Annotated in this window: 23 protein-coding genes; 16 read left to right on the top strand and 7 right to left on the bottom strand. The window is 65.9% G+C overall.

What is annotated here, in order from left to right; translation table 11 throughout:
• Positions 1-59: 59 nt before the first annotated feature.
• Entirely contained in the window at positions 60-977 is a 918-nt protein-coding gene (locus tag G8O29_RS02605) for an ABC transporter permease (protein WP_166401673.1), read from the bottom strand.
• Positions 977-2,032, bottom strand: a complete 1,056-nt coding sequence (locus G8O29_RS02600; protein ID WP_166401672.1) for an ABC transporter ATP-binding protein — start codon at positions 2,030-2,032, stop codon at positions 977-979. The genes G8O29_RS02605 and G8O29_RS02600 overlap by 1 nt, the downstream gene beginning before the upstream one ends.
• 80 nt (positions 2,033-2,112) lie before the next feature.
• Between G8O29_RS02600 and G8O29_RS02595 the strand changes: the two genes are divergently transcribed.
• The gene (locus G8O29_RS02595; protein ID WP_166401671.1) at positions 2,113-2,940 is read left to right on the top strand and encodes a helix-turn-helix transcriptional regulator; all 828 of its coding nucleotides are present in this window, start codon (positions 2,113-2,115) and stop codon (positions 2,938-2,940) included.
• Positions 2,941-3,108: 168 nt separating this feature from the next.
• On the opposite strand, the gene G8O29_RS02590 is transcribed toward G8O29_RS02595, so the two are convergent.
• A complete protein-coding gene (locus G8O29_RS02590; RefSeq protein WP_166401670.1) occupies positions 3,109-3,765 on the bottom strand; it encodes a flagellar hook capping FlgD N-terminal domain-containing protein in 657 nt (218 codons plus the stop codon).
• Between the two features lie 7 nt (positions 3,766-3,772).
• Positions 3,773-5,236 carry a flagellar hook-length control protein FliK gene (gene fliK, locus G8O29_RS02585; RefSeq protein ID WP_207623633.1) on the bottom strand — a complete coding sequence of 488 codons (1,464 nt, stop codon included), beginning with the start codon at positions 5,234-5,236 and terminating at the stop codon, positions 3,773-3,775.
• 268 nt (positions 5,237-5,504) lie between these two features.
• Between fliK and G8O29_RS02580 the strand changes: the two genes are divergently transcribed.
• Genes G8O29_RS02580 through G8O29_RS02570 form a run of 3 tightly spaced genes read left to right on the top strand, consistent with a single transcriptional unit; the run spans position 5,505 to position 6,296 of the window.
• Entirely contained in the window at positions 5,505-5,690 is a 186-nt protein-coding gene (locus tag G8O29_RS02580; protein WP_166401668.1) for a hypothetical protein, read from the top strand.
• 35 nt (positions 5,691-5,725) lie between these two features.
• Entirely contained in the window at positions 5,726-5,998 is a 273-nt protein-coding gene (locus tag G8O29_RS02575; RefSeq protein ID WP_166401667.1) for a rod-binding protein, read from the top strand.
• Positions 5,985-6,296, top strand: a complete 312-nt coding sequence (locus tag G8O29_RS02570) for a hypothetical protein (RefSeq protein ID WP_166401666.1) — start codon at positions 5,985-5,987, stop codon at positions 6,294-6,296. The genes G8O29_RS02575 and G8O29_RS02570 overlap by 14 nt, the downstream gene beginning before the upstream one ends.
• A gap of 61 nt (positions 6,297-6,357) precedes the next feature.
• Here G8O29_RS02570 and G8O29_RS02565 read toward each other — a convergent pair whose 3' ends face one another.
• From G8O29_RS02565 to G8O29_RS02555, 3 genes are read right to left on the bottom strand one after another with little or no spacing between them, the layout of a single operon-like run.
• A complete protein-coding gene (locus G8O29_RS02565) occupies positions 6,358-7,536 on the bottom strand; it encodes an acetyl-CoA C-acyltransferase (protein WP_166401665.1) in 1,179 nt (392 codons plus the stop codon).
• Positions 7,533-8,657, bottom strand: a complete 1,125-nt coding sequence (locus G8O29_RS02560; RefSeq protein ID WP_166401664.1) for a 3-hydroxyacyl-CoA dehydrogenase — start codon at positions 8,655-8,657, stop codon at positions 7,533-7,535. The genes G8O29_RS02565 and G8O29_RS02560 overlap by 4 nt, the downstream gene beginning before the upstream one ends.
• 5 nt (positions 8,658-8,662) lie before the next feature.
• Positions 8,663-9,418, bottom strand: a complete 756-nt coding sequence (locus G8O29_RS02555) for an enoyl-CoA hydratase-related protein (RefSeq protein WP_166401663.1) — start codon at positions 9,416-9,418, stop codon at positions 8,663-8,665.
• Positions 9,419-9,522: 104 nt separating this feature from the next.
• On the opposite strand from G8O29_RS02555, the gene G8O29_RS02550 reads away from it, so the two are divergent.
• The 12 genes from G8O29_RS02550 to G8O29_RS02495 all read left to right on the top strand — a co-directional run bounded on the left by G8O29_RS02550 (position 9,523) and on the right by G8O29_RS02495 (position 20,517).
• Positions 9,523-11,808 carry a bifunctional salicylyl-CoA 5-hydroxylase/oxidoreductase gene (locus tag G8O29_RS02550; protein ID WP_166402069.1) on the top strand — a complete coding sequence of 762 codons (2,286 nt, stop codon included), beginning with the start codon at positions 9,523-9,525 and terminating at the stop codon, positions 11,806-11,808.
• Positions 11,805-12,557 (top strand): SDR family NAD(P)-dependent oxidoreductase, encoded by a 753-nt coding sequence (locus tag G8O29_RS02545; RefSeq protein ID WP_166401662.1) that lies wholly within the window; start codon positions 11,805-11,807, stop codon positions 12,555-12,557. Before G8O29_RS02550 ends, G8O29_RS02545 begins: the two co-directional genes overlap by 4 nt.
• Positions 12,554-12,985, top strand: a complete 432-nt coding sequence (locus tag G8O29_RS02540) for a MarR family winged helix-turn-helix transcriptional regulator (RefSeq protein ID WP_166401661.1) — start codon at positions 12,554-12,556, stop codon at positions 12,983-12,985. Before G8O29_RS02545 ends, G8O29_RS02540 begins: the two co-directional genes overlap by 4 nt.
• Entirely contained in the window at positions 12,982-13,809 is an 828-nt protein-coding gene (locus G8O29_RS02535) for an enoyl-CoA hydratase family protein (RefSeq protein ID WP_166401660.1), read from the top strand. The genes G8O29_RS02540 and G8O29_RS02535 overlap by 4 nt, the downstream gene beginning before the upstream one ends.
• A gap of 4 nt (positions 13,810-13,813) precedes the next feature.
• Complete coding sequence (locus tag G8O29_RS02530) at positions 13,814-14,962, top strand: acyl-CoA dehydrogenase family protein (RefSeq protein WP_166401659.1); 1,149 nt, start codon at positions 13,814-13,816, stop codon at positions 14,960-14,962.
• A 4-nt stretch (positions 14,963-14,966) separates the two neighbouring features.
• Entirely contained in the window at positions 14,967-15,374 is a 408-nt protein-coding gene (locus G8O29_RS02525) for an acyl-CoA thioesterase (protein ID WP_166401658.1), read from the top strand.
• On the top strand, positions 15,371-15,769 hold the full coding sequence (locus tag G8O29_RS02520) for a RidA family protein (RefSeq protein ID WP_166401657.1): 399 nt from the start codon (positions 15,371-15,373) through the stop codon (positions 15,767-15,769). Before G8O29_RS02525 ends, G8O29_RS02520 begins: the two co-directional genes overlap by 4 nt.
• Before the next feature lie 45 nt (positions 15,770-15,814).
• The gene (locus G8O29_RS02515) at positions 15,815-17,446 is read left to right on the top strand and encodes an AMP-binding protein (protein WP_166401656.1); all 1,632 of its coding nucleotides are present in this window, start codon (positions 15,815-15,817) and stop codon (positions 17,444-17,446) included.
• Positions 17,447-17,682: 236 nt separating this feature from the next.
• Complete coding sequence (locus tag G8O29_RS02510) at positions 17,683-18,885, top strand: flagellin N-terminal helical domain-containing protein (protein WP_166401655.1); 1,203 nt, start codon at positions 17,683-17,685, stop codon at positions 18,883-18,885.
• Between the two features lie 71 nt (positions 18,886-18,956).
• The gene (flaF, locus tag G8O29_RS02505) at positions 18,957-19,328 is read left to right on the top strand and encodes a flagellar biosynthesis regulator FlaF (RefSeq protein ID WP_166401654.1); all 372 of its coding nucleotides are present in this window, start codon (positions 18,957-18,959) and stop codon (positions 19,326-19,328) included.
• A complete protein-coding gene (gene flbT / locus G8O29_RS02500) occupies positions 19,325-19,729 on the top strand; it encodes a flagellar biosynthesis repressor FlbT (protein WP_166401653.1) in 405 nt (134 codons plus the stop codon). The genes flaF and flbT overlap by 4 nt, the downstream gene beginning before the upstream one ends.
• 59 nt (positions 19,730-19,788) lie before the next feature.
• Positions 19,789-20,517 (top strand): DUF1217 domain-containing protein, encoded by a 729-nt coding sequence (locus tag G8O29_RS02495; protein ID WP_207623632.1) that lies wholly within the window; start codon positions 19,789-19,791, stop codon positions 20,515-20,517.
• Positions 20,518-20,745 lie beyond the last annotated feature (228 nt).

Here is a 20,745-nt window from a genome sequence, read left to right as displayed (position 1 = left end):
GCGGGCGGCTCCCCTCCGCCTCGTGGGGAGGGGTTGGGGGTGGGGGGCTGGCGGCAGGATCATCGCGGGGCCCTCCCTTGTGCGCGGGCGTAGACCAGCAGGACGATCAGCACCAGCGTCATCAGGATCATGGCCACTGCCGCGCCGAAGGGCCAGTTGCCCTGGCTGCCGCGGAACTGTTCGTCGATCAGACTGCCGATCATGAAGGTCTTGGCCCCGCCGAGGAGGTCGGGCGCAAGGAAGGCGCCAAGCGAGGGGATGAAGACCAGGATGCAGCCGGCGATGATTCCGGGCTTGACCACCGGGAGCACGATCTCGCGCAGGGTTGCCCAGCGGCTGGCGTAGAGGTCGGCGGCGGCTTCGGACAGGGCGAAATTGTAGCGCTCGACCGCGGCATAGATCGGCAGCACCATGAAGGGCAGGTAGCTGTAGAAAAGCCCGATCTGCACCGCAAGGTTGGTGTTGATGATCGAGATCGGGCTGCTGATCAGGCCCAGGCTCATCAGCGCCTCGTTCATCGGACCCTGGTCGCGCAAGAGAAACCGCAGCGAGACGGTACGGATCAGCAGATTGACCCAGTAGGGAATCGTGACGAGGAACAGCCAGATTCCCCTTGTCCGCGCGGGTCGGGTCGCAATGAACCAGGCCGTCGGGAAGCCGATCAGCAGGCAGAGAAGCGTCGCGAGCACAGCCTGCCAGATCGACCGCCAGAAGATCGTGATGTAGGTCCACTCGATCCGCGGCGGCTCGTCGCCGAACAGGCCGCGGTCCAGGAAGAACTGGTCGTAGGCGGCAAGGGTGAAGTCCCAGATCACGCCGCCGCGGAACTCTTTCGTCAGGAAGGAATAGACCGCCATCAATGCGACCGGCAGCACCATCAGGATGCCGATGACCAGCCAGCTAGGGATCAAGAGCGGCCGCACCAGCGCGCGGTAGGTGGCGTCACCGGAACCTGTGCCGCGACCCGGGCCCGCCATCAGTCGGCCAGAAGGCGGGCGCCGCCTTCCTCCAGATGCAGGCCGATGCGCTGGCCGGGCTCGGGCAGAGAGACCCGGGCGGCATTCTGAAGCCGAAGCGAAATCGGCTCGCCGCTGTCCAGATGGGCGATGACCTGAAGATCGGTGCCAAGGTAGACGACCCGTTCGACCGTCGCCATCAGGTCGGCATTGTCCGAAATGGTCAGGCGTTCGGGGCGGATCGACAGGTTATGGCGCCCGCTGGACGTGCCGGAGGCGGGACAGACGATCTGCTTTCCGCCAGGCAGGACGACCGTTGCCCTGCCTTCGCGGACGGCTGCGACATCCACCTGCAACAGGTTGGTCTCGCCGATGAAATCGGCCACGAAGCGGTTCTCGGGCGCCTCGTAGATGTCGCGCGCCGTTCCGATCTGCTGCACGCGGCCCGCGCTCATCACGGCGATCCGGTCCGACATGGTCAGCGCTTCCTCCTGGTCATGCGTGACGAAGATGAAGGTGATGCCGGTCTGTTCCTGCAACTGCTTGAGCTCGACCCGCATGGCCTGGCGCAGCTTGAGGTCGAGCGCGGAAAGCGGTTCGTCCAGCAGCAGCACCTTCGGCTCGGGCGCAAGGGCGCGGGCAAGGGCCACCCGCTGCTGCTGGCCACCGGAAAGCTGAGAGGGAAACCGATCGGCAAAGGCGGAAAGATGCACCATCTCAAGCATCTGCCCGGCCCGCGCACGTCGGGCGACCGGGTCTACCCCCTTCATCTTCAACCCGAAAGCCACATTGTCGAGAACCGTCATGTGCGGGAACAGGGCATAGTGCTGGAAGACCGTGTTGACGGGCCGGAGATTGGGCTCCAGCCCGGCGATGTCCTTGTCGAACAGCCGGATCTCTCCTTCCGAAATGTCCTCGAACCCGGCGATCAGGCGCAGGAGGGTGGTCTTGCCGCAGCCCGAGGGACCGAGCAACGTGAAGAATTCGTTGTCTGCGATGGCCAGAGAGACACCATGCAGCGCCGTCACCGGCCCATAGCGCTTGACCACGTTCTTCAGATCCACCGCGGCTGTCATTGACGCATCCATACCCCCGAAACTATGTGGAAAGGATAGCCCATCGTGTTTCGGGTGGTATATACCCCCAGAGAGGTATCATGCGTGCGCAACCCAACTGCGCCGAGGAGGCCCTGGGTGAAGCCGTCCGGCGCCTGGCGCGGCCGGGTTTCGAAAGCGCGCTCTGGGCCTGGTTTCACCGGGCCGTTGCCCCGGACAATCTGATCGTGCTGGCCTATCGTGACGGGGTTGCGCCACAGGTGCTGTTCCGGCACTCGGCCCCGGGCAGTCCGGTCTTCGGTCAGCTGGAAAGCACCTATCTGGGCGGGGCCTACCTGCTTGACCCCTTTCACGCCCTTCACCTGGCGCGGGCACCGGCCGGACTTTACCGACTGTCGGACGTCGCCCCCGACGCCTTCCAGCGCAGCCGCTACTTCAACGACTATTACCGCCAGACCACGCTGGTCGACGAGCTGACCTTCGTGGCCTATCCGTCACCCGGCGTTACCTTGAACCTCTGTCTCGGTCGGGATGGCCAGTCGCTTCGGGCTTTCGAGGCGCGCGCCATCGAGACCTGCCAAAGGATTGCCCCGATCGTCCTGGCGCTTGCCGAGGGGCATTGGTCCGGGCTTTCGGCGGCAGGAGTAGCCCCCGAGGCGGTTGCCGGAAAGATCCGGGACCGCCTGGCCGATGCCGGCATTCGCCTGACCCCCCGCCAGGCAGATGTGGCGCTGTTGATCCTCCAGGGCCATTCGTCTGCCTCCATCGCGCTGCAACTTCAGGTCAGTCCGCAGACCGTCAAGGTGTTTCGCCGCCAGCTTTATGCGCGCTGCGGCCTGTCCAGCCAGGCTGAACTGTTCGGCCTGCTCATGCCTCTTCTCGGAGCGCCGCAGGAGCCGGAGCCGGTCGAGGCCCGGTTTCGCGAGTGAAGTGTGGCCCGCGAGCGTCCGCGGCGTGAACCTGACTCTGCCATGGCTGGGCAAGGAAACCTTATCGCCCCGCGACGTTGTCTTGGCAGAGCGCCTGCGTCGCACAGGAGGCTGGCAAAGAAGCGCCCGCTGTCGATGACCGGACAGCCGAAGGGCGGGAAGCTCGACCTATCCCTGCGGGCTTCGCAATGCCGTCACGCTGGAGGCCGGCACTTCGATCCCGCCGCGCAGGACCAGTGTGGTTCCCGTGCTGCTGCCCTTTGCCTCGACGATGCGGGCGTAGTGTTCGACAGGTCTGGCGTCGATCCGTGTATCGCCGCGCATGCTTTCCAGCGTGATCGTGTAGGTTCCCGTCGGCAGCGGCGCGCCGTCGATTCCGGCGCCAAGCCACTGGTAAGGCTCGATGCTGACGGGGATCTCCTCGCGAGAGACCAGCCTGCCGGCACTGTCACGCACCACGAGTACCGCCCGGTCTGATCCGACGGCGGGATTGGGCGAAAGGGTTATCGGGCTCCCTTCGTACAGCACCGGCGCATTGGATCTGGCTTCCTTGCCGACCCAGCCGGCCATCTCTGCCAGGCCCAGCTGCTGGAACTTGCTTTGCAGATCGGCAAGCAGCTGGTTGGTCCGCACCTGCTGTTCGACCCCCGAGAAGGTCGCCAGCTGCACCGCGTAGTCCGCGGAATCGATCGGTTTCAAGGGATCCTGGTTCTGCATCTGCACCGTCAGCATGCGCAGGAAGGTATTGAAGTCCGATGTGATCTTCGACGGCGCCGCGGACTGCTGCGCGACATACATCGAAGAGCTGACGGTTGAGATGTCCATTCCGGCCTCACAATCTGAGATCAAGGGTTTCCCCGAGGAGATGACGCATCGGGGTTTGGGTGGGGGGTTCGTCCTCCGGCACCGCCGAGGCGCCGATTCCGCGATCCTCGTGTCCGGCTCTGGTCAGGCGGTCTTCGCCGTCATGCGCGAAATCGATGCTTGATCCGGAGAAGCCGGCGTTGCGGATCGCTTCTGCAAGGTCTCCGGCATGACGCCGGAAAAGATCCAGCGTCTCAGGTCGCTCGACCGTGATGATGACGACCAGTCGGTCCGGATCCGCTGCGTCCGGCTTCATCCGCAACCGGACCCGGCCCAGTTCGGCGGGCGCCAGCGCAAGCTCGGTGACACCGCCGGAACCATGGGACAGGACGGCTGCGAGTTGCACCCCCACATGCGACAAGAGGTGCGGGGCAAGATCGACCTTCGCGCCGGAGGGGCTTGCCTGACCGGGGGAAGATACCATCACAGCCACGGCCGTCTGTTCCTCGGGGGCATCGCTGCGGCCAGGCGATGGGTCGGGCCATGATTCCACCAGCATCCCGACCACATGGTTGACCGGGCGTCCATCGGCTGACCGCACTGCCGGGCGGATAGCGGCAAGGGCTTCTGGTGGTTCGGGGATGATCCCCGATGCGCCTGCGGTGATCGGAGCGACCGGCCAAGGCCCCGGATCGACAGAAACATGACCAGAAACTGTTACCGGGCCCGCCATGCCGGTTTGAAGGACCGCCACGGGAACGGCCGGATCATCCTCGGGCGAATTCGAGGCGGGAGGGAACGGACCGGCCGCATGGTCACGGGTCGTGTCGAGGAAAGCACGCTCCCAGATGCTGCCGGACCTCCGGCCCCCGTACGCTGTTCGATCGGGATCGAACGCCTGAGCGGCAGGAGGGGTCTGATCCGACTCGGACGGCAGCGTCGGACCTGTCTGGTCCGCCCCGGTCTGCCGGAACGCGGAAGCCGGTATCGGATGGGCGGGCAGGTCCTCCGCAAGGTCCGGCCGTGGCCCGAAGGTGCTGGGCGTGGGACGGTGCGTCGGCGCATCGCCGGACCCGACCTTCAACGGATTGGGGGTGGCGGCATCTGTTTCAGATCCGGCCGCGGATCCCGCTCCGGTCAGGAGCTCGGCCGGCTCGGCCGGCTCGACAGGTTTCGGCAGGTTGGCGGCAGCGTCCTCGTTTTCAGCTGCCCCACGCCGGAAGTGGAAGGCGGCTGTCGCGACATCTGCGCCGCCGGCGGGAATCACAACAAGGGATGTGGCATCCGGCCCGGCTTCGCCTGCGGGTGTTCCCGGGACAGAACCAGCACTTTGCGTCGGTCGAGAGTCCGCCACAGGCGATGGCCCTGTGAATTCCGGTGCGGCAGTGCGGCCACCTGCCATGGAAAGAGGAGTGTCGGGGGTCCAGTCCGAACCGGGTGGCGAAGCGGGAACAAGCTCCGACCACGGATCCGCCGCTGCCGCAGAAAGCATCGTTCCTTCGGTGTCCGGCCTGGTCGGGCCGGCCTGCCGTCCGACGGCACCTGCATCAGCAGCGATGGGCAACAGTGCCTGCCATGGACCCGCCCAACCGATGGGCAGACAACCCGTCTGGTCGGCAACGGCGGAGTTCAGAGCGCACCTTTCCGGGTCGGATCCGCTGCCAAGGGTCGATCTGACGAAGAGGCGTTCGTTCCGGAATGGGACACCAGGGGGGCTCGCCTCGGCCCCGTCGGGCGACTGGCTGGCGTGAAGGGGGTCCGTGACCGGTTCCGAAAGCGTGAAGGCAAACCCGCGGCCCGTCGGTGCGGCGGGCATCGGCCCGATGTCACTGACAGGAACGGTGATCGATGCGATTGAAACTGCGTTCTGCATGGGTCCACGACATCTGCCGCTGCCAGACCGTTATCCGGTGCAGAAGTTACCCATTCTTTACCCGCATCCCTGATCCTTGCGGAAAATTCGACCCTTCTGGAGCATGCGATGGACGTATCCTCGGTAAAGATCCCGGCGCCGGCGCGCATCGATCTGCTTATGACCAAGGCACGGGAACTGGAGGCGACATTCCTGTCCGAGATGTTGGGACATTCCGGTCTTGGCGCGATGGAGGGGGCTTTCGGCGGCGGGGCGGGCGAGACACAGTTTGCCTCGTTCCTGCGGCAAGAGCAGGCAAGACTGATCGTGCAGAGTGGAGGAATCGGGCTGGCCGAAATGATCTTCAAGGCGATGACGGAGGCCGAGAATGGACAGGCTTGAAGCCCTGCTGGATGAGGTCGCAGAGGCCTTGACCACTGGCGACTTTGCGGCCCTGACGCGGCTGGCGCCCCAGATCGACTCCAGCAGCATCCCGGGCGGCGATGCGCGGTTGGCGGAATCGGTACTTGCCAAGGCCCAGCGGAACGCGCGGCTGATCGAGGCGGCAAGCCGCGGGGTCCGCGCCGCCCGCTTGCGGATGAGCGAGATCACGAGGGGTCCGGAACTGAACACCTACAACGCGCGCGGGCAGAAGGCGCCAGTTCCCATCGAGGGTCCCGGGCGTACGCATCGCGTTTGACGGGCCCCGGTCGGAGGGCACCGACCCAACCGCCAGGCAGAGCAGGACAGCCTGTGCCGTCTCAGACCGGGAGGAGTTCCAGCGCGACGCCTTGTCCGACCCCGACACACAGTGTCGCCAGAGCGGACTTGCCCCTGCCTTCCGCAAGACGCCGCGCGGCCGTCGCGGCAATGCGGGCACCGGACATGCCCAGTGGATGGCCCATGCTGATGCCCCCGCCCTGCGCGTTGACTCTGGGATCGGCGTCCTCCAGTCCCCAGGCGCGGGTGCAGGCCAGGACCTGGGCGGCGAAAGCCTCGTTCAGTTCGATCACGTCCTGTTCGGCCGGCGGGCGCACTCCGGCGGAGACCAGCCGCTCGACAGCCGCAATCGGACCGATGCCCATGACGCGCGGGGCAACTCCGGCGGATGCTGCGCGACCGATCCGGGCCAGGGGTGTCAGGCCAGCCCGTTGCAGACCCCGGGCCGAGGCCAGCAGCACAGCGGCGGCCCCGTCGTTGACGCCGGCGGAATTGCCTGCCGTCACCGTCCCGTTGGCGCGGAACGGGGTTGGCAGGGCTGCCAGACGGTCTGCCGATGTGGCGCGGGGATGTTCGTCCGTGTCGATGACGGCTTCGCCGGACCGCCAGCGGAGGGTCACGGGCAGGATGTCGGCGCGATGCCAGTCCGCATCGTAGCGCTGTTGCGAGCGCAGCGCGTAGCCGTCCTGGTCGGCCCGGCTGATCGCGTGATCCGCAGCCACGTTCTCGGCCGTCTCGGGCATCGAATCGATTCCGTAAAGATCCGCAATCCGCTGGTTCACGAACCGCCAGCCGATGGTCGTGTCGTGGATTTCCGTCTTCCGGGCAAAGGCGGATTCGGCCTTGGGCATCACGAAGGGCGCGCGGCTCATGCTTTCGACGCCGCCTGCGATGACCAGATCGGCCCCGTCGCGGATCGCGCGGGCCCCGGCGATGACTGCATCCAGGCCTGAAGCGCAAAGCCGGTTGACGGTGAGGGCGGGAACGGTTTCCGGCAGCCGCGACAACAGCACGGCCATGCGGGCGACATTGCGGTTGTCCTCGCCCGCCTGGTTGGCGCAGCCGAAGATCACCTCGTCCACCGGCAGACCCGGGTAAAGGTCAAGCAGGCCGTCGATCACCAGCGCGGCCATGTCGTCGGGGCGAAGGCTGGCCAGGACCCCGCCGTAGCGACCGATCGGCGTGCGGCGCATGGTGCAGAGGAAGACGTCTCGGGTCATGCTGGAACAAGTTCTGGTGCGGGCAGATAGCGTCCACGCAGATGCGCGGGCGCAGCGCCTTCAAGGCGGGCCAATTCGGCGATGATCCTGTCGGTGCCCTGCGCCTCGAGGCACTCGAAGGGCCCGCGCGGCAGGTTCAGCCCAAGCTTCATGGCGGTGTCGATCCCTTCGCGCGTTGTGCCGCCCTCTGCCAGCAGCCAGGCGGCCTCGTTGGCCAGCGTCGCTTCGATCCGCAGGACAATGGCATCGGCGTCGCCGGGAGGAGAGCCGGGCTGGTCGGGAAAGACGAAGCCCTTGCCTGTCTTGCGTCCGAGATTGCCGCTGGCCGCCTGCGCCCGCAGGGCTGCAAAGACGTGGTAACGCGGGTGCCCGCCCATCGCACGGTTCAGCCCTTCGGTCGCGGCAAGGTTGATGTCGGCGCCGACAAGGTCGATCAGCGAGAACGGACCCAACCTGTAGCCCGCCGCCAGCATCGCGGCGTCCATCGCGGCGGCTGAGCGTCCTTCTTCAAGCAGGGCCAGCGCCTCGCCATAGAAGGGCCGCGCGCAGCGGTTGACGATGAAGCCGGGGCGGTCCGGGCAGTCGATGAGCGTCTTGCCGACAGGCTTCATGAGCGCCCGCACCTGCGGCAGAACCCAAGGGGCAGTGTCGGCATGGGCCACCAGTTCCACCAGTTTCATCGCCGGGGCCGGGTTGAAGAAATGCAGACCGACAAGGCGCCCGGGACAGGCAAGACCCTCTGCCATCTGCGCGATCGGCAGCGACGAGGTGTTGCTGGCCAGGATGGAATCCGGCGCAATCACCCGTTCCAGCGCCGAGAAGATCGCCCGCTTGACGGGCAGATCCTCGACCACGGCCTCGATGGCCAGCGCGACAGGGGCCATCCGGGCAGGGCCATCGACCACCCGGACCCGCGAAAGAATTGCGATGCTGTCCGTCTCGGTCAGCTTTCCGGCCTGAACCCGTGACGCGAGGGCGGCGGCCAGCCGGTGATTGGCGCTGGCGCAGGCCGGTGCCTGGCTGTCGGTCGCCAGCACCTGATAGCCGGCCGATGCGAAGACCTGGACGATCCCGATTCCCATCGTGCCAAGACCGATGACGCCGATGGCTGTCGGATCCATGCGTCTCACCTGTCCTGGAACTCGGGCTTGCGACGCGCGCGGAAGGCCTGGATGCCTTCCTGCTTGTCGGCCGAGGACAGCAGTGCCTCGAAGCCTGCCCGTTCTTCGGTGAAGGCAAGGGATGCCTCGGCGCCCGCGACAAGGGCCACCTTGGCCGCCCTCAGCGCCAGGGGCGCGCGGTCGGCCAGCCGGGCGGTCAGAGCCGCGCCTTCGGCGATGGCATCCGGCGCACGATGCGAGGCGATGCCCCATGCGAAGGCGGTATCCGCATCCATGATCTCTCCGGTCAGGACCATCCGGGCCGCGCGGGCCGGACCGATCCGGGACAGCAGCCGCTGGCCGCCACCCGCGCCGGGGATCAGGCCGAGGTTGGTCTCGGGAAGCCCGAGGCGGGCAGTGTCGCCGACAACCATCAGGTCGGCCATCAAGGCAAGCTCCAGCCCTCCGCCCAGCGCAAAGCCTTCGATGGCCGCGACCATGGGTTTCGGGAAGGCGCGGATCGCCGCCCAATGGGCCTTGCGTGGGTCGGTCGCTGCCTCGGCCGCGGTTCTGGTCTCGATCTCGGCGATGTCCGCCCCGGCCGCGAAATTGCCCCCGGCGCCCTGAAGCAGGACCGCCCGACAGGAGGGTCGGTCGGCAAGGCGTTCCAGGCTTGCAGCAAGATCGCCCAGCAACGCCGTGTCCAGCGCATTGCGCGCCGCCGGCCGGTTCAGCACCAGCCGCACCCAGGCGCCTTCGTCGATCTCCAGCAGATGATCCATGACCGCAGCATGAGACAAGGCGGAAAATTTTCAAGCATAAAAGTTTTAAGCTTGAAATTCATCGCCGACCTGCGACACTTCCGGACAAAGGGGAGCACCGGGTGATGAAGATACTCTGCCTCGGCGGCGGGCCGGCCGGTCTTTACTTCGCGATCTCGATGAAGCTGCGCGATCCGTCGCATGACGTCACCGTGCTGGAGCGGAACCGCGCGAACGACACCTTCGGCTGGGGCGTCGTCCTGTCCGAGGAGGCGCTGGCCCGGATGCAGAAGAACGATCCCGTCTCGACCGAGGTGATCCGGTCCAGTTTTGCCTACTGGGACGATATTGCCGTGGTCCATGACGGTGTGCGCACCGTGTCGGGGGGGCATGGTTTTGCCGGGATCGGCCGCAAGGCGATGCTGATCCTGTTGCAGGCCCGCGCACGGGACCTGGGTGTGAGGCTGGAGTTCGAGACGACCTTCCGGTCCGCCGAGGACTATCGCCGGGAATATGATCTCGTTGTCGGCTGTGACGGGATCAACAGCCTGGTCCGGCAGGAATATGCCGAAGTCTTTCGTCCCGACATCGACACCCGGCGCTGCAAGTTCGTATGGCTTGGCACGCACCAGAAATTCGACGACGCCTTCACCTTCATCTTCGAAAAGACCGAACATGGCTGGGTCTGGGCCCATGTCTACCAGTTCGACGACAACACCGCGACCTTCATCGTCGAGACCCTGCCCGAGACCTGGGACCGCCTCGGCTTTGCCGGGATGAGCAAGGAGGAAACGGTCGAGACCTGCCGCAGGATATTCGAGCGGCATCTCGGCGGGCACGACCTGATGTCGAATGCGGCCCATCTGCGCGGCTCGGCGGTCTGGATCCAGTTCCCCCGGGTGATCTGCGAGAAGTGGTATCACCAGAACGTGGTCCTGATGGGCGACGCTGCGGCGACCGGGCATTTCTCGATCGGTTCGGGGACCCGGCTGGCCTTCGACAGCGCGATCGCGCTGGCTGACTATCTGCACTCCGAGGCCAGCATGGAGGACGCCTTCCGCCGCTATCAGGAGGAGCGGCGGGTCGAGGTGCTGCGCCTGCAATCGGCGGCGCGGAACAGCCTGGAATGGTTCGAAGAGGTCGAGCGTTACCTCGACATGCCGCCGATCCAGTTCGCCTATTCGCTGCTGACCCGCTCGCAGCGGATCAGCCATGAAAACCTGCGGATGCGCGACCCCGACTGGCTCAGCGCGGCGGAAGACTGGTTCCAGGAACAGGCGGGCGGCCGCAAGGGAAGCCGACCGATGTTCGCGCCTTACCGGCTGCGCGACATGACGCTGAAGAACCGCATCGTCGTATCCCCGATGGCGCAATACAAGGCGGTGGACGGCTGCCCGACCGACTGGCATCTGGTTCACTACGCCGAACGGGCCAAGGGCGGGGCCGGGCTGGTCTATACCGAGATGACCTGCGTCAGCCCCGAGGGGCGCATCACGCCCGGCTGCCCCGGCCTGTACGCGCCCGAACACGAGGCCGCCTGGAAACGGCTGGCGGACTTCATCCATGCCGAAACGGATGCCAGATTCTGCATCCAGATCGGCCATGCGGGGCGCAAGGGCTCGACCTGCGTGCCATGGGAGGGCGGCATCGACCGCCCGCTTGCTGCGGGCAACTGGCCGATCCTGTCGGCCTCGGCCATCCCCTACCGGACCGACAATGCGGTGCCGAAGGCAATGGATGCGGACGACCTGGAGCGGGTGAAGGGCCAGTTCGTCGCCGCCGCGCGGATGGCCGACCGCGCAGGGGCCGACATGATCGAGCTGCACGCCGCGCATGGCTATCTTCTGGCCAGCTTCATCAGTCCCGTGACCAATCACCGGACCGATGCCTATGGCGGCAGCCTGGAAAACCGCATGAACTATCCGCTGGCGGTGTTCCGGGCCATGCGCGAGGTCTGGCCTGCGCAAAAGCCGATGTCGGTGCGCATTTCTGCATGCGACTGGATCGCGGGCGGAGTTACGCCGCAAGAGGCCGTCGCCATCGGCCGGCAGTTCGCCGAGGCAGGGGCGGACATCATTGACGTCTCCTCCGGGCAGACCGACCCGGCCGAACGTCCGATCTACGGGCGCATGTTCCAGACCCCGTTCAGCGACCGCATTCGCAACGAGGCGGGCCTGGCCACGATGACGGTGGGCAACATCACCGACTGGGATCAGGTGAACGGCATCCTGATGGCGGGCCGGGCGGATCTGGTCATGCTGGCGCGGATGCATCTGGCCGATCCCTACTGGACGCTGCATGCCGCCGCCGAACAGGGCGAAACCGAGGTTGACTGGCCCGCACCCTATCGCGGCGGCCGCGACCTGCTGGTCAGGTTGCGCCAGCGGCAACAGGAGGTGATCCGCGCATGACGGTCTCCGGGCTTGATCCACGCTGCGGGCGCGTGCTGATCACCGGTGGCGGCACCGGGGTCGGGGCGGACCTTGCGCGCGGTTTCGCCGAAGCCGGGGCCGAGGTGGTGATCTGCGGCCGCCGCGAAGCTCCGCTGCGCAAGGTTGCCGACGCGACCGGGGCGCACATCGTTCTGGCCGACGTCAGCGACGAGGCCCGTGTGCAACGCCTTTTCGCCGAGGCCGGTCGCTGCGACGTGGTGATCGCCAATGCCGGGGCCGCGACCAGCGCCCCATTTGGCAGGACGACGCTGGAAGACTGGAACGCGATGATCGCGGTCAACCTGACCGGCGTCTTCCTGACCTTTCGCGCCGGGCTAGCACAGTTCGGCGACTGGGGGCGGCTGATTGCCGTGGCCTCGACCGCCGGGCTGAAGGGTTATCCCTACGTCGCGCCCTATGCGGCCGCCAAGCACGGCGTGGTGGGACTGGTGCGGTCACTTGCTCTGGAGGTCGCGCGCAAGGCCGTCACGGTCAATGCGCTTTGCCCCGGCTTTCTCGACACCGAGATGACCGACCGCTCGGTCGAAACCATTGTCGGCAAGACCGGCATGACACCCGAAGCCGCGCGGCAGACTCTGGCCGATCATAACCCGCAGCGACGCCTGATCCAGCCCGCCGAGGTAACGTCGGCCGCGCTCTGGCTTTGCAGCGCCGGGACCGAGGGCATCAATGGGCAGACGCTTGCCATCGCAGGGGGAGAGGCATGAGCGAGGGATCGAAACGCCGCCTCAAGCTGTGGGTCCGGCTTCTGTCCGTCACCCGCACCGCCGAGGCCGAGCTGCGGGAATACCTGCGGGTGCGGCACGGCTCTACCCTGCCCCGTTTCGACGTGATGGCCGCCCTCTACCGCCGCCGCGATCCGGTCAGCATGAGCGAGTTGAGCCGGATGCTGCTGGTCTCGAACGGCAATGTGACGGCGGTGGTGGACCGGCTTGAGGCGGATGGCCTGGTCGTGCGGCGACCGTCCGAAAGCGACCGGCGCACCGTGCATGTCTCGCTTACGCCCGAGGGGCTCGCGCATTTCGAGACACTCGCGCGGGATCATGAGGCCGAGGTGGCCCGGATCTTTGCCGGGCTGAGCGACGCCGATGTGGAGACATTGACCGAAATCCTGAAGAGGGCGGCGAAACGATGAGCCTTCTGACCCGCACCGCGCTTGCCGACCTGAAACCGCTGCATTTTCTGTGGGAGGTGCGGGACCGGATCGGCATCCTCAGGCTGAACCGCCCGGATCGGAAGAACCCGCTGACCTTCGACAGCTATGCCGAACTGCGCGACCTGTTCCGCGCCCTGCCCCATGCGACGGATGTCGATGTGGTGGTGCTGGGCTCGAACGGCGGCAATTTCTGTTCCGGCGGGGATGTGCACGACATCATCGGCCCGCTGGTCGGAATGGAGATGACAGATATCCTCGCCTTCACCCGGATGACCGGAGACCTGGTCAAGGCGATGATCGGCTGCGGCAGGCCGGTGATCGCGGCGGTGGACGGCATCGCGGTGGGGGCGGGCGCGATCCTGGCCATGGCCTCGGATCTGCGGCTGGCCACGCCCGACGCAAGATGCGCCTTCCTGTTCACACGCGTCGGGCTTGCCGGCTGCGACATGGGGGCCTGTGCGATGCTGCCGCGGATCATCGGGCAGGGCCGGGCGGCCGAACTTCTATACACCGGACGGGTCATGACGGCGGCAGAGGGCCATGCCTGGGGCTTCTGGAATGCGCTGCACCCGACCGAGGGGCTGGACGACGCCGCGATGGCCTTGGCCCGGCAACTGGCGGCGGGGCCGACCTTCGCGCAGGGGATCACCAAGACCCAGCTGAACCAGGAATGGAACATGGGGCTGGAACAGGCGATCGAGGCCGAGGCGCAGGCCCAGGCGATCTGCATGCAGACGAAGGACTTTGAACGGGCCTATCGGGCCTTCGTGGCGAAGGAAAAGCCGGTGTTCGAGGGGAACTGACCGCATGGCAGGGGACGTGGACCGCAGCTTCCTGGATTGGCCGTTCTTCGAGCCGCAGCACCGCGATCTGGCCGCAAGGCTGGAGGCCTGGTGCGCCGCCAACCTGCCCGTCCCGCATGACGATGTGGACGCCGCCTGCCGGACTCTGGTTGCGATGCTTGGCGCTGGCGGCTGGCTGCGCCACACGGGGGCGTCCGAAGGAGAGCGGCTGGACGTCCGGACGCTTTGCCTGATCCGCGAGACGCTGGCCCGCCACGATGCCCTTGCGGATTTCGCCTTTGCCATGCAGGGCCTGGGCATGGGTGCCGTCTCGCTGTTCGGGACAGACGCGCAGCGGGCCTGGCTGGACCGGACCCGGTCCGGCGCGGCAATCGCCGCCTTTGCCCTGACCGAGCCGGCGTCGGGCTCGGATGTCGCTGCCACTTCGACCATGGCCGAAAAGGTCGCGGGCGGCTGGCGCCTGAACGGGACCAAGACCTATATCTCGAACGGTGGCATCGCCGATATCCATGTCATCTTCGCCCGCACGGGCGAGGCCCCCGGCGCGCGCGGGTTGTCAGCCTTCCTGATGCCCGCGGATGTCCCGGGTCTGACCGTGACCGAGCGGATCGAGGTCATGGCGCCGCATCCCCTGGCCACGCTGCAACTGACCGATGCGCAACTGCCCGATGCCGCGCTGATCGGTCGTGCCGGTGACGGCTTCAAGCTGGCGATGTCGGTGCTGGATGTCTTCCGCTCGACCGTCGGCGCCGCGGCGCTGGGCCTGGCACGCCGCGCGCTGCAAGAGGCCCTTGCCCGCAGCGCCGCGCGCCGGATCCAGGGCGAGCCGCTGGCCGCCTTGCAGATGGTGCAGGGGCACCTTGCAGACATGGCGCTGAAGGTCGATGCGGCGGCCCTGCTGGTCTATCGCGCCGCCTGGACCAAGGATCAGGGCACTGCCCGGATCAGTCGGGAGGCCGCGATGGCCAAGCTTTACGCGACCGAAGCCGCGCAGGAGGTCATCGACATGGCAGTCCAGCTGCACGGCGGCGACGGGGTGCGACACGGGGTGAAGGTCGAAGAGCTTTACCGCGAGATCCGCGCCCTGCGTATCTATGAAGGGGCCAGCGACGTGCAGCGCGTCGTGATTGCTCGCAGCGTTCTGGGCGGGTGACAGCATGACCTATGCCCGCAGCATCCGCGTCGAGTTCAACCACTGCGATCCCGCCGGCATTGTCTTTTACCCGCGCTATTTCGAGATGATGAACTCGGTCATCGAGAATTTCTTCCGCGACGTGGCCGGATGCACCTTCGGGCAGATGACGGCCAGCCGCACAGGCGTGCCGACCGTGGCCATCGAGACGGTGTTCCACGCCCCCTCGCGTCTGGACGACATGCTGGACTGGCACCTGTCGGTGACCAGGTTGGGCCGCAGTTCCGCAGGCCTTGCCCTGCGGGCGCATGGCGCGGGCGAGCTTCGGCTTTCGGCAAGCCTGACCCTGGTCCACGTCAACGAAACGGGTCGCCCAAGGTCCTGGCCACAGGACCTGCGCGACCGCATCGCAGCTTTCCAGGAGACGACATGAGCATCACGATCCTGCATCCGCCGGCCTGGAAACCGGCAAAAGGCTATGCCAACGGGGCGACCGCGCGGGGGCGGATGGTCCTGACCGGCGGGCTGATCGGCTGGAACGCGGACTGTCAGTTCGAGACCGACACCTTCCTTGGCCAGGTCGAACAGACCCTGCGCAACGTCGTTGCCGTTCTGGCCGAAGGCGGCGCAGGTCCCGAGCATCTGGTGCGGCTAACCTGGTACATCACCGACAAGGACGCCTATCTGGCCGATCCCAAGGCGCTGGGCCGCATCTACCGCGAGATCATCGGCCGCCACTACCCGCCGATGGCCGTGGTCCAGGTCGTCGCCTTGATCGAGGACCGCGCCAAGGTCGAGATCGAGGCCACGGCCATCGTTCCCGACTGAGGCACCGTTTCCCGGCGGGACCGGGACCGCGCGTAAGGAGCCGCCATGCTTGGACCAACCGGACACCTTGACAGTTTCACCCGCGACCGGCTTCCCGCCCCGCAGGACTGGCCGCCGATCGATCTGACCGGCTTCGACTACCCCGAGATGCTGAATGTCGCGGTCGAGCTGACCGACCGCATGGTCGCTCAGGGGTTCGGTGATCATGTTGCCCTGATCGGCAATGGCCGCAGCCGGACCTACAAGGAACTGACCGACTGGACCAACCGGATCGCGCATGTCCTGATCGAGGACTACGGGGTCAAGCCCGGAAACCGCGTTCTGATCCGCTCGGCGAACAACCCGGCCATGGTGGCCTGCTGGCTGGCGGCCACCAAGGCCGGGGCGGTGGTGGTGAACACAATGCCGATGCTGCGCGCGGGCGAGCTGGCGAAGATCGTGGACAAGGCCGAGATCAGTCATGCGCTCTGCGATACCCGGCTGATGGAAGAGCTTGTCCTTTGCGCCAAGGACAGCCGGTTCCTGACGACCGTTGTCGGCTTTGACGGCACCGCCAATCATGACGCCGAACTCGACCGCCGCGCACTGAAGAAGCCGGTCCGGTTCGAGGCCGTCCTTACCGGACGCGACGACGTGGCGCTTCTGGGCTTCACCTCTGGCACCACCGGCGAACCGAAGGCGACGATGCATTTCCACCGCGACCTCCTGGTCATTGCCGACGGCTACGCGCGTGAAGTGCTGCGCATGACGCCGGAGGACGTGTTCATCGGCAGCCCTCCGCTTGCCTTCACCTTCGGTCTTGGCGGTCTGGCCGTCTTCCCGCTGCGGTTCGGCGCGGCCGCGGCGCTGTTGGAGCAGGCCTCGCCGCCGAACATTGTGGCGATGATCGAAGAACATCGAGCCACAATCTGTTTCACCGCGCCGACAGCCTATCGCGTCATGCTGAAAGCCATTGACGAGGGCGCCGACCTCTCCTCGTTGCGGGCCGCCGTCTCGGCAGGCGAGACGCTGCCCGCCCCGGTTTACGAGGAATGGCGCGCCAAGACCGGCAAGGCGATGCTGGACGGGATCGGCGCGACCGAGATGCTGCACATCTTCATCAGTAACCGGTTCGACGATAACCGGCCCGGCTGCACCGGAAGGCCCGTGAGGGGCTATGAGGCCCGGATCCTGGGTGAGGAGATGGTCGAGAAACCCCGGGGCGAGGTCGGCCGCCTTGCCGTGCGCGGCCCGACGGGGTGCCGCTACCTCGCCGATGCCCGCCAGCGCGACTATGTGCAGGGCGGCTGGAACCTGACCGGGGATGCCTTCTGGCAAGACGAGGACGGCTACTTCCACTTCGCCGCCCGCACCGACGACATGATCCTGTCCGCCGGCTACAACATCGCCGGACCCGAGGTCGAGGCGGCGCTGCTTCAGCACCCGGCGGTTCTGGAATGCGCGGTCGTCGGCGTCCCCGACGCAGAACGCGGCCAGATCGTCCAGGCCCATGTCGTGCTTGCGCCCGGGCAACAGGGCGACGCACTGATGGTCAGGACGCTGCAGGACCATGTGAAACGGGTCATTGCCCCGTTCAAATACCCGCGCAGCGTGGTCTTTGCCGAGGCGCTGCCCAAGACCCCCACAGGCAAGATCCAGCGGTTTCAACTGCGCCGCGCTGCGACCGGCCCGTCCTGAATCCACAGGCAAGGCTGCTTGAAGACGGCAGGATTCGATCAGAAGTCATTCAAATGCCGGGCATTTGCCTTTGCCAGGTTAGGAAATGATTAGGCGCTTTGCGGCTTGATGGTCCTCGCGCCTCATGACGGGGCGGCGCTTCCGGTCACCCGGCGGCATGGACAGAACGCCACAACTGCCACGATCCGTGGCTTTTCCGGCCGTGAAACCTGCGGCCTTGCAGCAAGGACTGAAACATGTCGTCGATTCTGACCAATACCAGCGCAATGGTGGCCCTCCAGACGATGAAGGGCATCAATGCCAACCTGAACAAGACGCAGGCCGACATCTCCACCGGCAAGTCGGTGGCCAGCGCCAAGGACAACGCCGCCGTCTGGGCCATCTCGAAGGTGATGGAATCCGATGTCGAGGGCTTCAAGGGCATCTCCGACAGCCTTGCGGTCGGCTCTGCCACTCTGACCGTCGCGCGCAACGCGGCGGAAACCGTGACCAAACTTCTGACCGAAATGAAGGGCAAGATCGTCGCCGCCCAGGCAGAGAACGTCGATCGGAACAAGATCCAGACGGATATCGAGGCGCTGACCAAGCAGATCGAATCCACCGTCGGTGCGGCGCAGTTCAATGGCCTGAACCTCGTCAATGGCTCGCAGACCCAGGTCAACATCCTGTCGTCGCTGGACCGCAGCCAGACCGGCGTTTCCTCCAACAACATCGAGGTGAATGCGCAGAACCTGTCCACCGGTGCCTATGTGGCAAAGGCGGCCTTCACCGGCACCACCGGCGTGTCCACCGGGGCGGATACGGCAGGATTTGCTCTGGCCGCCGGCACCGGTACCGGTGATATCGTCATCGATGGCAGCGCGGGTTTTGCCGCAGGCGACCGCCTGTCGATCACGATCGGCGGCAAGACGGCCTCATATACCTTCACGGCCGCCGATGTGGCGTCCACCACGCCGGAGGGCGTGGCGGCGGTCGGATTGAAGACTGCGATCGAAAGCCTCGGGATTGCTGGTCTGACCATCGACTATGACAGCAGCGCTCCCGGGACCCTGTCTCTCACCAATGGCGGTGCGTCGGACCTTTCGGTCAGCGCCCAGTTCAAGAACGCCAACGCAGGTGGCCTGGGGGCCCTGACAGGTCTGGATGTCACGACCGGAGCCGGCGCCCTTGCGGCTTTGGGCAACATCGAGGGGATGCTGCAGACCTCGATCGACGCCGCCGCTTCCTTCGGTTCGGCGCAGAAGCGGGTCGAGATCCAGAGCGAGTTCGTCGGCAAGCTGACCGATTCGCTCAAGACCGGCATCGGCGCCATGGTCGATACCGACATGGAGGAGGCCTCGGCCCGCCTCCAGGCGTTGCAGGTCCAGCAGCAGCTGGCCACCCAGGCGCTGTCGATCGCCAACCAGCAGCCGCAGGGCCTTCTGTCTCTGTTCCGCTAAGCACTTAGGGCCGCGGAGAATGGCCTCCGCGGCCACCTTCACCCCGACGCTTTCGAACAGATGGACACCCCATGACCTTCCACTCCGCCATAAGCTACGCTCGACCAGAGGCGCCAACGCGGTCGCAGCGCTCGGTCGAATACGATCTTCTTGCGCAGGTCACCCAGCGTCTGCGCAGCGCCTGGGCCTCCCGGACAACCGACTTTCCGGCTCTGGTGCGCGCCGTGACCGACAACATGCAGCTCTGGTCGACGCTCGCATCCGACGTCGCGCTGCCTGGCAACACGCTTCCGGCCGCCCTGCGTGCACGGCTATTCTACCTCTACGAGTTCACTGTCCACCACAGCCGCGCTGTCCTTGACGATAAGGCCAGCGTCGAAGTCCTGACGGACATCAACATGGCCGTCATGCGTGGTCTGCGTGGGGAAGGGGGCGGCAGATGAGTGGCCTTGTCCTCAAGCTTGGACCGCATGAGCGGGTGCTGATCAACGGAGCGGTGATCGAGAACGGCGACAAGCGGTCGCGCCTTGCCGTCATGACGCCAAATGCCAACATTTTGCGTCTGCGGGATGCAATCCACCCAGAACAGGTGAACACGCCAGTCCGCAGGGTCTGCTATATCGCGCAACTGGTGTTGTCCGGCGACGCAGATGCCGAAGAAGCAAAGTTGCAGCTTCTGCGCGGGATCGAGCAGCTTTCGCAGGTCTTGACTGACTATGACAGCCGCACGCAGCTCACCATCGCCAGTCGTGCGGTGATTGAGGATCAGCATTATCAGGCCCTGAAAGCCCTGCGCGCCCTGCTTCCACGAGAGGAGCGGCTCCTCGCCGCTGGTCGCGCGTGACCTTCCAGCCGCTCTTGCCATTCTCGGGCTATTCGGGCTGGACCTTCCTCAAGCGCACGATGGCCCGACAGCAGGCCGTTCAGCAGGCGCTTCCGGCACAACGGCGCGACGAGGCCTACTTCCGGGACAGGATCGGCACGGCTGATACGGCCGAGAAGCTGGTGAACGACAAGCGGCTTCTGCGCATCGCTCTCACGGCCTTCGGGCTTGAGGGCGATGTGAACAGCAAGGCATTCATCCAGAAGGTACTGGAGGGTGGTACGCTCAAGGAGGGAAGTCTCGCGAACCGGCTTGCCAACAAGCAGTATCAGAAGCTTGCAGCCGCCTTCGGCTACGGGGATTTCTCGGTTCCGCGCACGATGATCTCGACCTTTCCGGAAGAGATCCTGTCCCTGTTCAGGACACGCAGCTTCGAGAAGGACGTCGGCACTCAGAACAACACCTATCGCCTTGCCCTCAATGCCGAAAGGGAGATCTCGGATCTTGCCACCAGGTCGTCCAGCGAGAAGGCAAAGTGGTACAGTCTTCTTGCCAATCCGCCCTTGCGCGAAATGATCCAGACGGCATTCGGATTGCCGAAAAGCTTCGCGGCAATCGACCTTGACCAGCAAGTCGCAACATTGCGGGCGAAGACCGAGGCGGCCTTCGGGTCGCCGGATCTTGCGCAGTTCAACGATCCGGCAAAACTTGACGCATTGATCCGCAGGTTCGTTCTGCGATCGGAAATTCAGGACCGGGCCGGGTCAGTTTCCCCGGCTGCAACCGCGCTGGCCCTGCTCCGAAGGTGACGCGACCGGCCCCGCGCTTCACAGTCGAAGTCGCTTTCGACGGTCCCTCGCTCTCGATGCGAGCGGCGGGGATCCGAGCAACCTTTGGCCAATTTTGTCCTGGCACGGGGCTCGGATGATGTGACCGCCCCCCGACGGCATCGATGTGCCGAGGTGGGTCTGCGAGGATCCACAAAGGAGGACGGTCATGCTGGATGTTACCACTGTCGGGCTCGACCTGGCGAAGAA

It is taken from the genome of Rhodobacter calidifons, assembly GCF_011174775.1.
Lineage (GTDB): Bacteria > Pseudomonadota > Alphaproteobacteria > Rhodobacterales > Rhodobacteraceae > Tabrizicola > Tabrizicola calidifons.
The sequence above is the reverse complement of the archived record's forward strand: the minus strand, read 5'-3'. Positions and strand labels throughout refer to the sequence as shown.

What these genes read in the sequence shown, in the direction of transcription:
- G8O29_RS02495 (WP_207623632.1), top strand. Translation starts at nt 19,789, where the DNA reads ATGGCCCGACAGCAGGCCGTTCAGCAGGCGCTTCCGGCACAACGGCGC.
- G8O29_RS02545 (WP_166401662.1), top strand. Translation starts at nt 11,805, where the DNA reads ATGACGGTCTCCGGGCTTGATCCACGCTGCGGGCGCGTGCTGATCACC.
- G8O29_RS02600 (WP_166401672.1), bottom strand. Translation starts at nt 2,032, where the DNA reads ATGACAGCCGCGGTGGATCTGAAGAACGTGGTCAAGCGCTATGGGCCG.
- G8O29_RS02510 (WP_166401655.1), top strand. Translation starts at nt 17,683, where the DNA reads ATGTCGTCGATTCTGACCAATACCAGCGCAATGGTGGCCCTCCAGACG.
- G8O29_RS02525 (WP_166401658.1), top strand. Translation starts at nt 14,967, where the DNA reads ATGACCTATGCCCGCAGCATCCGCGTCGAGTTCAACCACTGCGATCCC.
- G8O29_RS02530 (WP_166401659.1), top strand. Translation starts at nt 13,814, where the DNA reads ATGGCAGGGGACGTGGACCGCAGCTTCCTGGATTGGCCGTTCTTCGAG.
- G8O29_RS02595 (WP_166401671.1), top strand. Translation starts at nt 2,113, where the DNA reads ATGCGTGCGCAACCCAACTGCGCCGAGGAGGCCCTGGGTGAAGCCGTC.
- fliK (WP_207623633.1), bottom strand. Translation starts at nt 5,236, where the DNA reads ATGCTTTCTGCGGCAGCGGCGGATCCGTGGTCGGAGCTTGTTCCCGCT.
- G8O29_RS02540 (WP_166401661.1), top strand. Translation starts at nt 12,554, where the DNA reads ATGAGCGAGGGATCGAAACGCCGCCTCAAGCTGTGGGTCCGGCTTCTG.
- G8O29_RS02575 (WP_166401667.1), top strand. Translation starts at nt 5,726, where the DNA reads ATGGACGTATCCTCGGTAAAGATCCCGGCGCCGGCGCGCATCGATCTG.
- G8O29_RS02515 (WP_166401656.1), top strand. Translation starts at nt 15,815, where the DNA reads ATGCTTGGACCAACCGGACACCTTGACAGTTTCACCCGCGACCGGCTT.
- flaF (WP_166401654.1), top strand. Translation starts at nt 18,957, where the DNA reads ATGACCTTCCACTCCGCCATAAGCTACGCTCGACCAGAGGCGCCAACG.
- G8O29_RS02520 (WP_166401657.1), top strand. Translation starts at nt 15,371, where the DNA reads ATGAGCATCACGATCCTGCATCCGCCGGCCTGGAAACCGGCAAAAGGC.
- G8O29_RS02555 (WP_166401663.1), bottom strand. Translation starts at nt 9,418, where the DNA reads ATGGATCATCTGCTGGAGATCGACGAAGGCGCCTGGGTGCGGCTGGTG.
- flbT (WP_166401653.1), top strand. Translation starts at nt 19,325, where the DNA reads ATGAGTGGCCTTGTCCTCAAGCTTGGACCGCATGAGCGGGTGCTGATC.
- G8O29_RS02605 (WP_166401673.1), bottom strand. Translation starts at nt 977, where the DNA reads ATGGCGGGCCCGGGTCGCGGCACAGGTTCCGGTGACGCCACCTACCGC.
- G8O29_RS02550 (WP_166402069.1), top strand. Translation starts at nt 9,523, where the DNA reads ATGAAGATACTCTGCCTCGGCGGCGGGCCGGCCGGTCTTTACTTCGCG.
- G8O29_RS02570 (WP_166401666.1), top strand. Translation starts at nt 5,985, where the DNA reads ATGGACAGGCTTGAAGCCCTGCTGGATGAGGTCGCAGAGGCCTTGACC.
- G8O29_RS02535 (WP_166401660.1), top strand. Translation starts at nt 12,982, where the DNA reads ATGAGCCTTCTGACCCGCACCGCGCTTGCCGACCTGAAACCGCTGCAT.
- G8O29_RS02590 (WP_166401670.1), bottom strand. Translation starts at nt 3,765, where the DNA reads ATGGACATCTCAACCGTCAGCTCTTCGATGTATGTCGCGCAGCAGTCC.
- G8O29_RS02560 (WP_166401664.1), bottom strand. Translation starts at nt 8,657, where the DNA reads ATGGATCCGACAGCCATCGGCGTCATCGGTCTTGGCACGATGGGAATC.
- G8O29_RS02565 (WP_166401665.1), bottom strand. Translation starts at nt 7,536, where the DNA reads ATGACCCGAGACGTCTTCCTCTGCACCATGCGCCGCACGCCGATCGGT.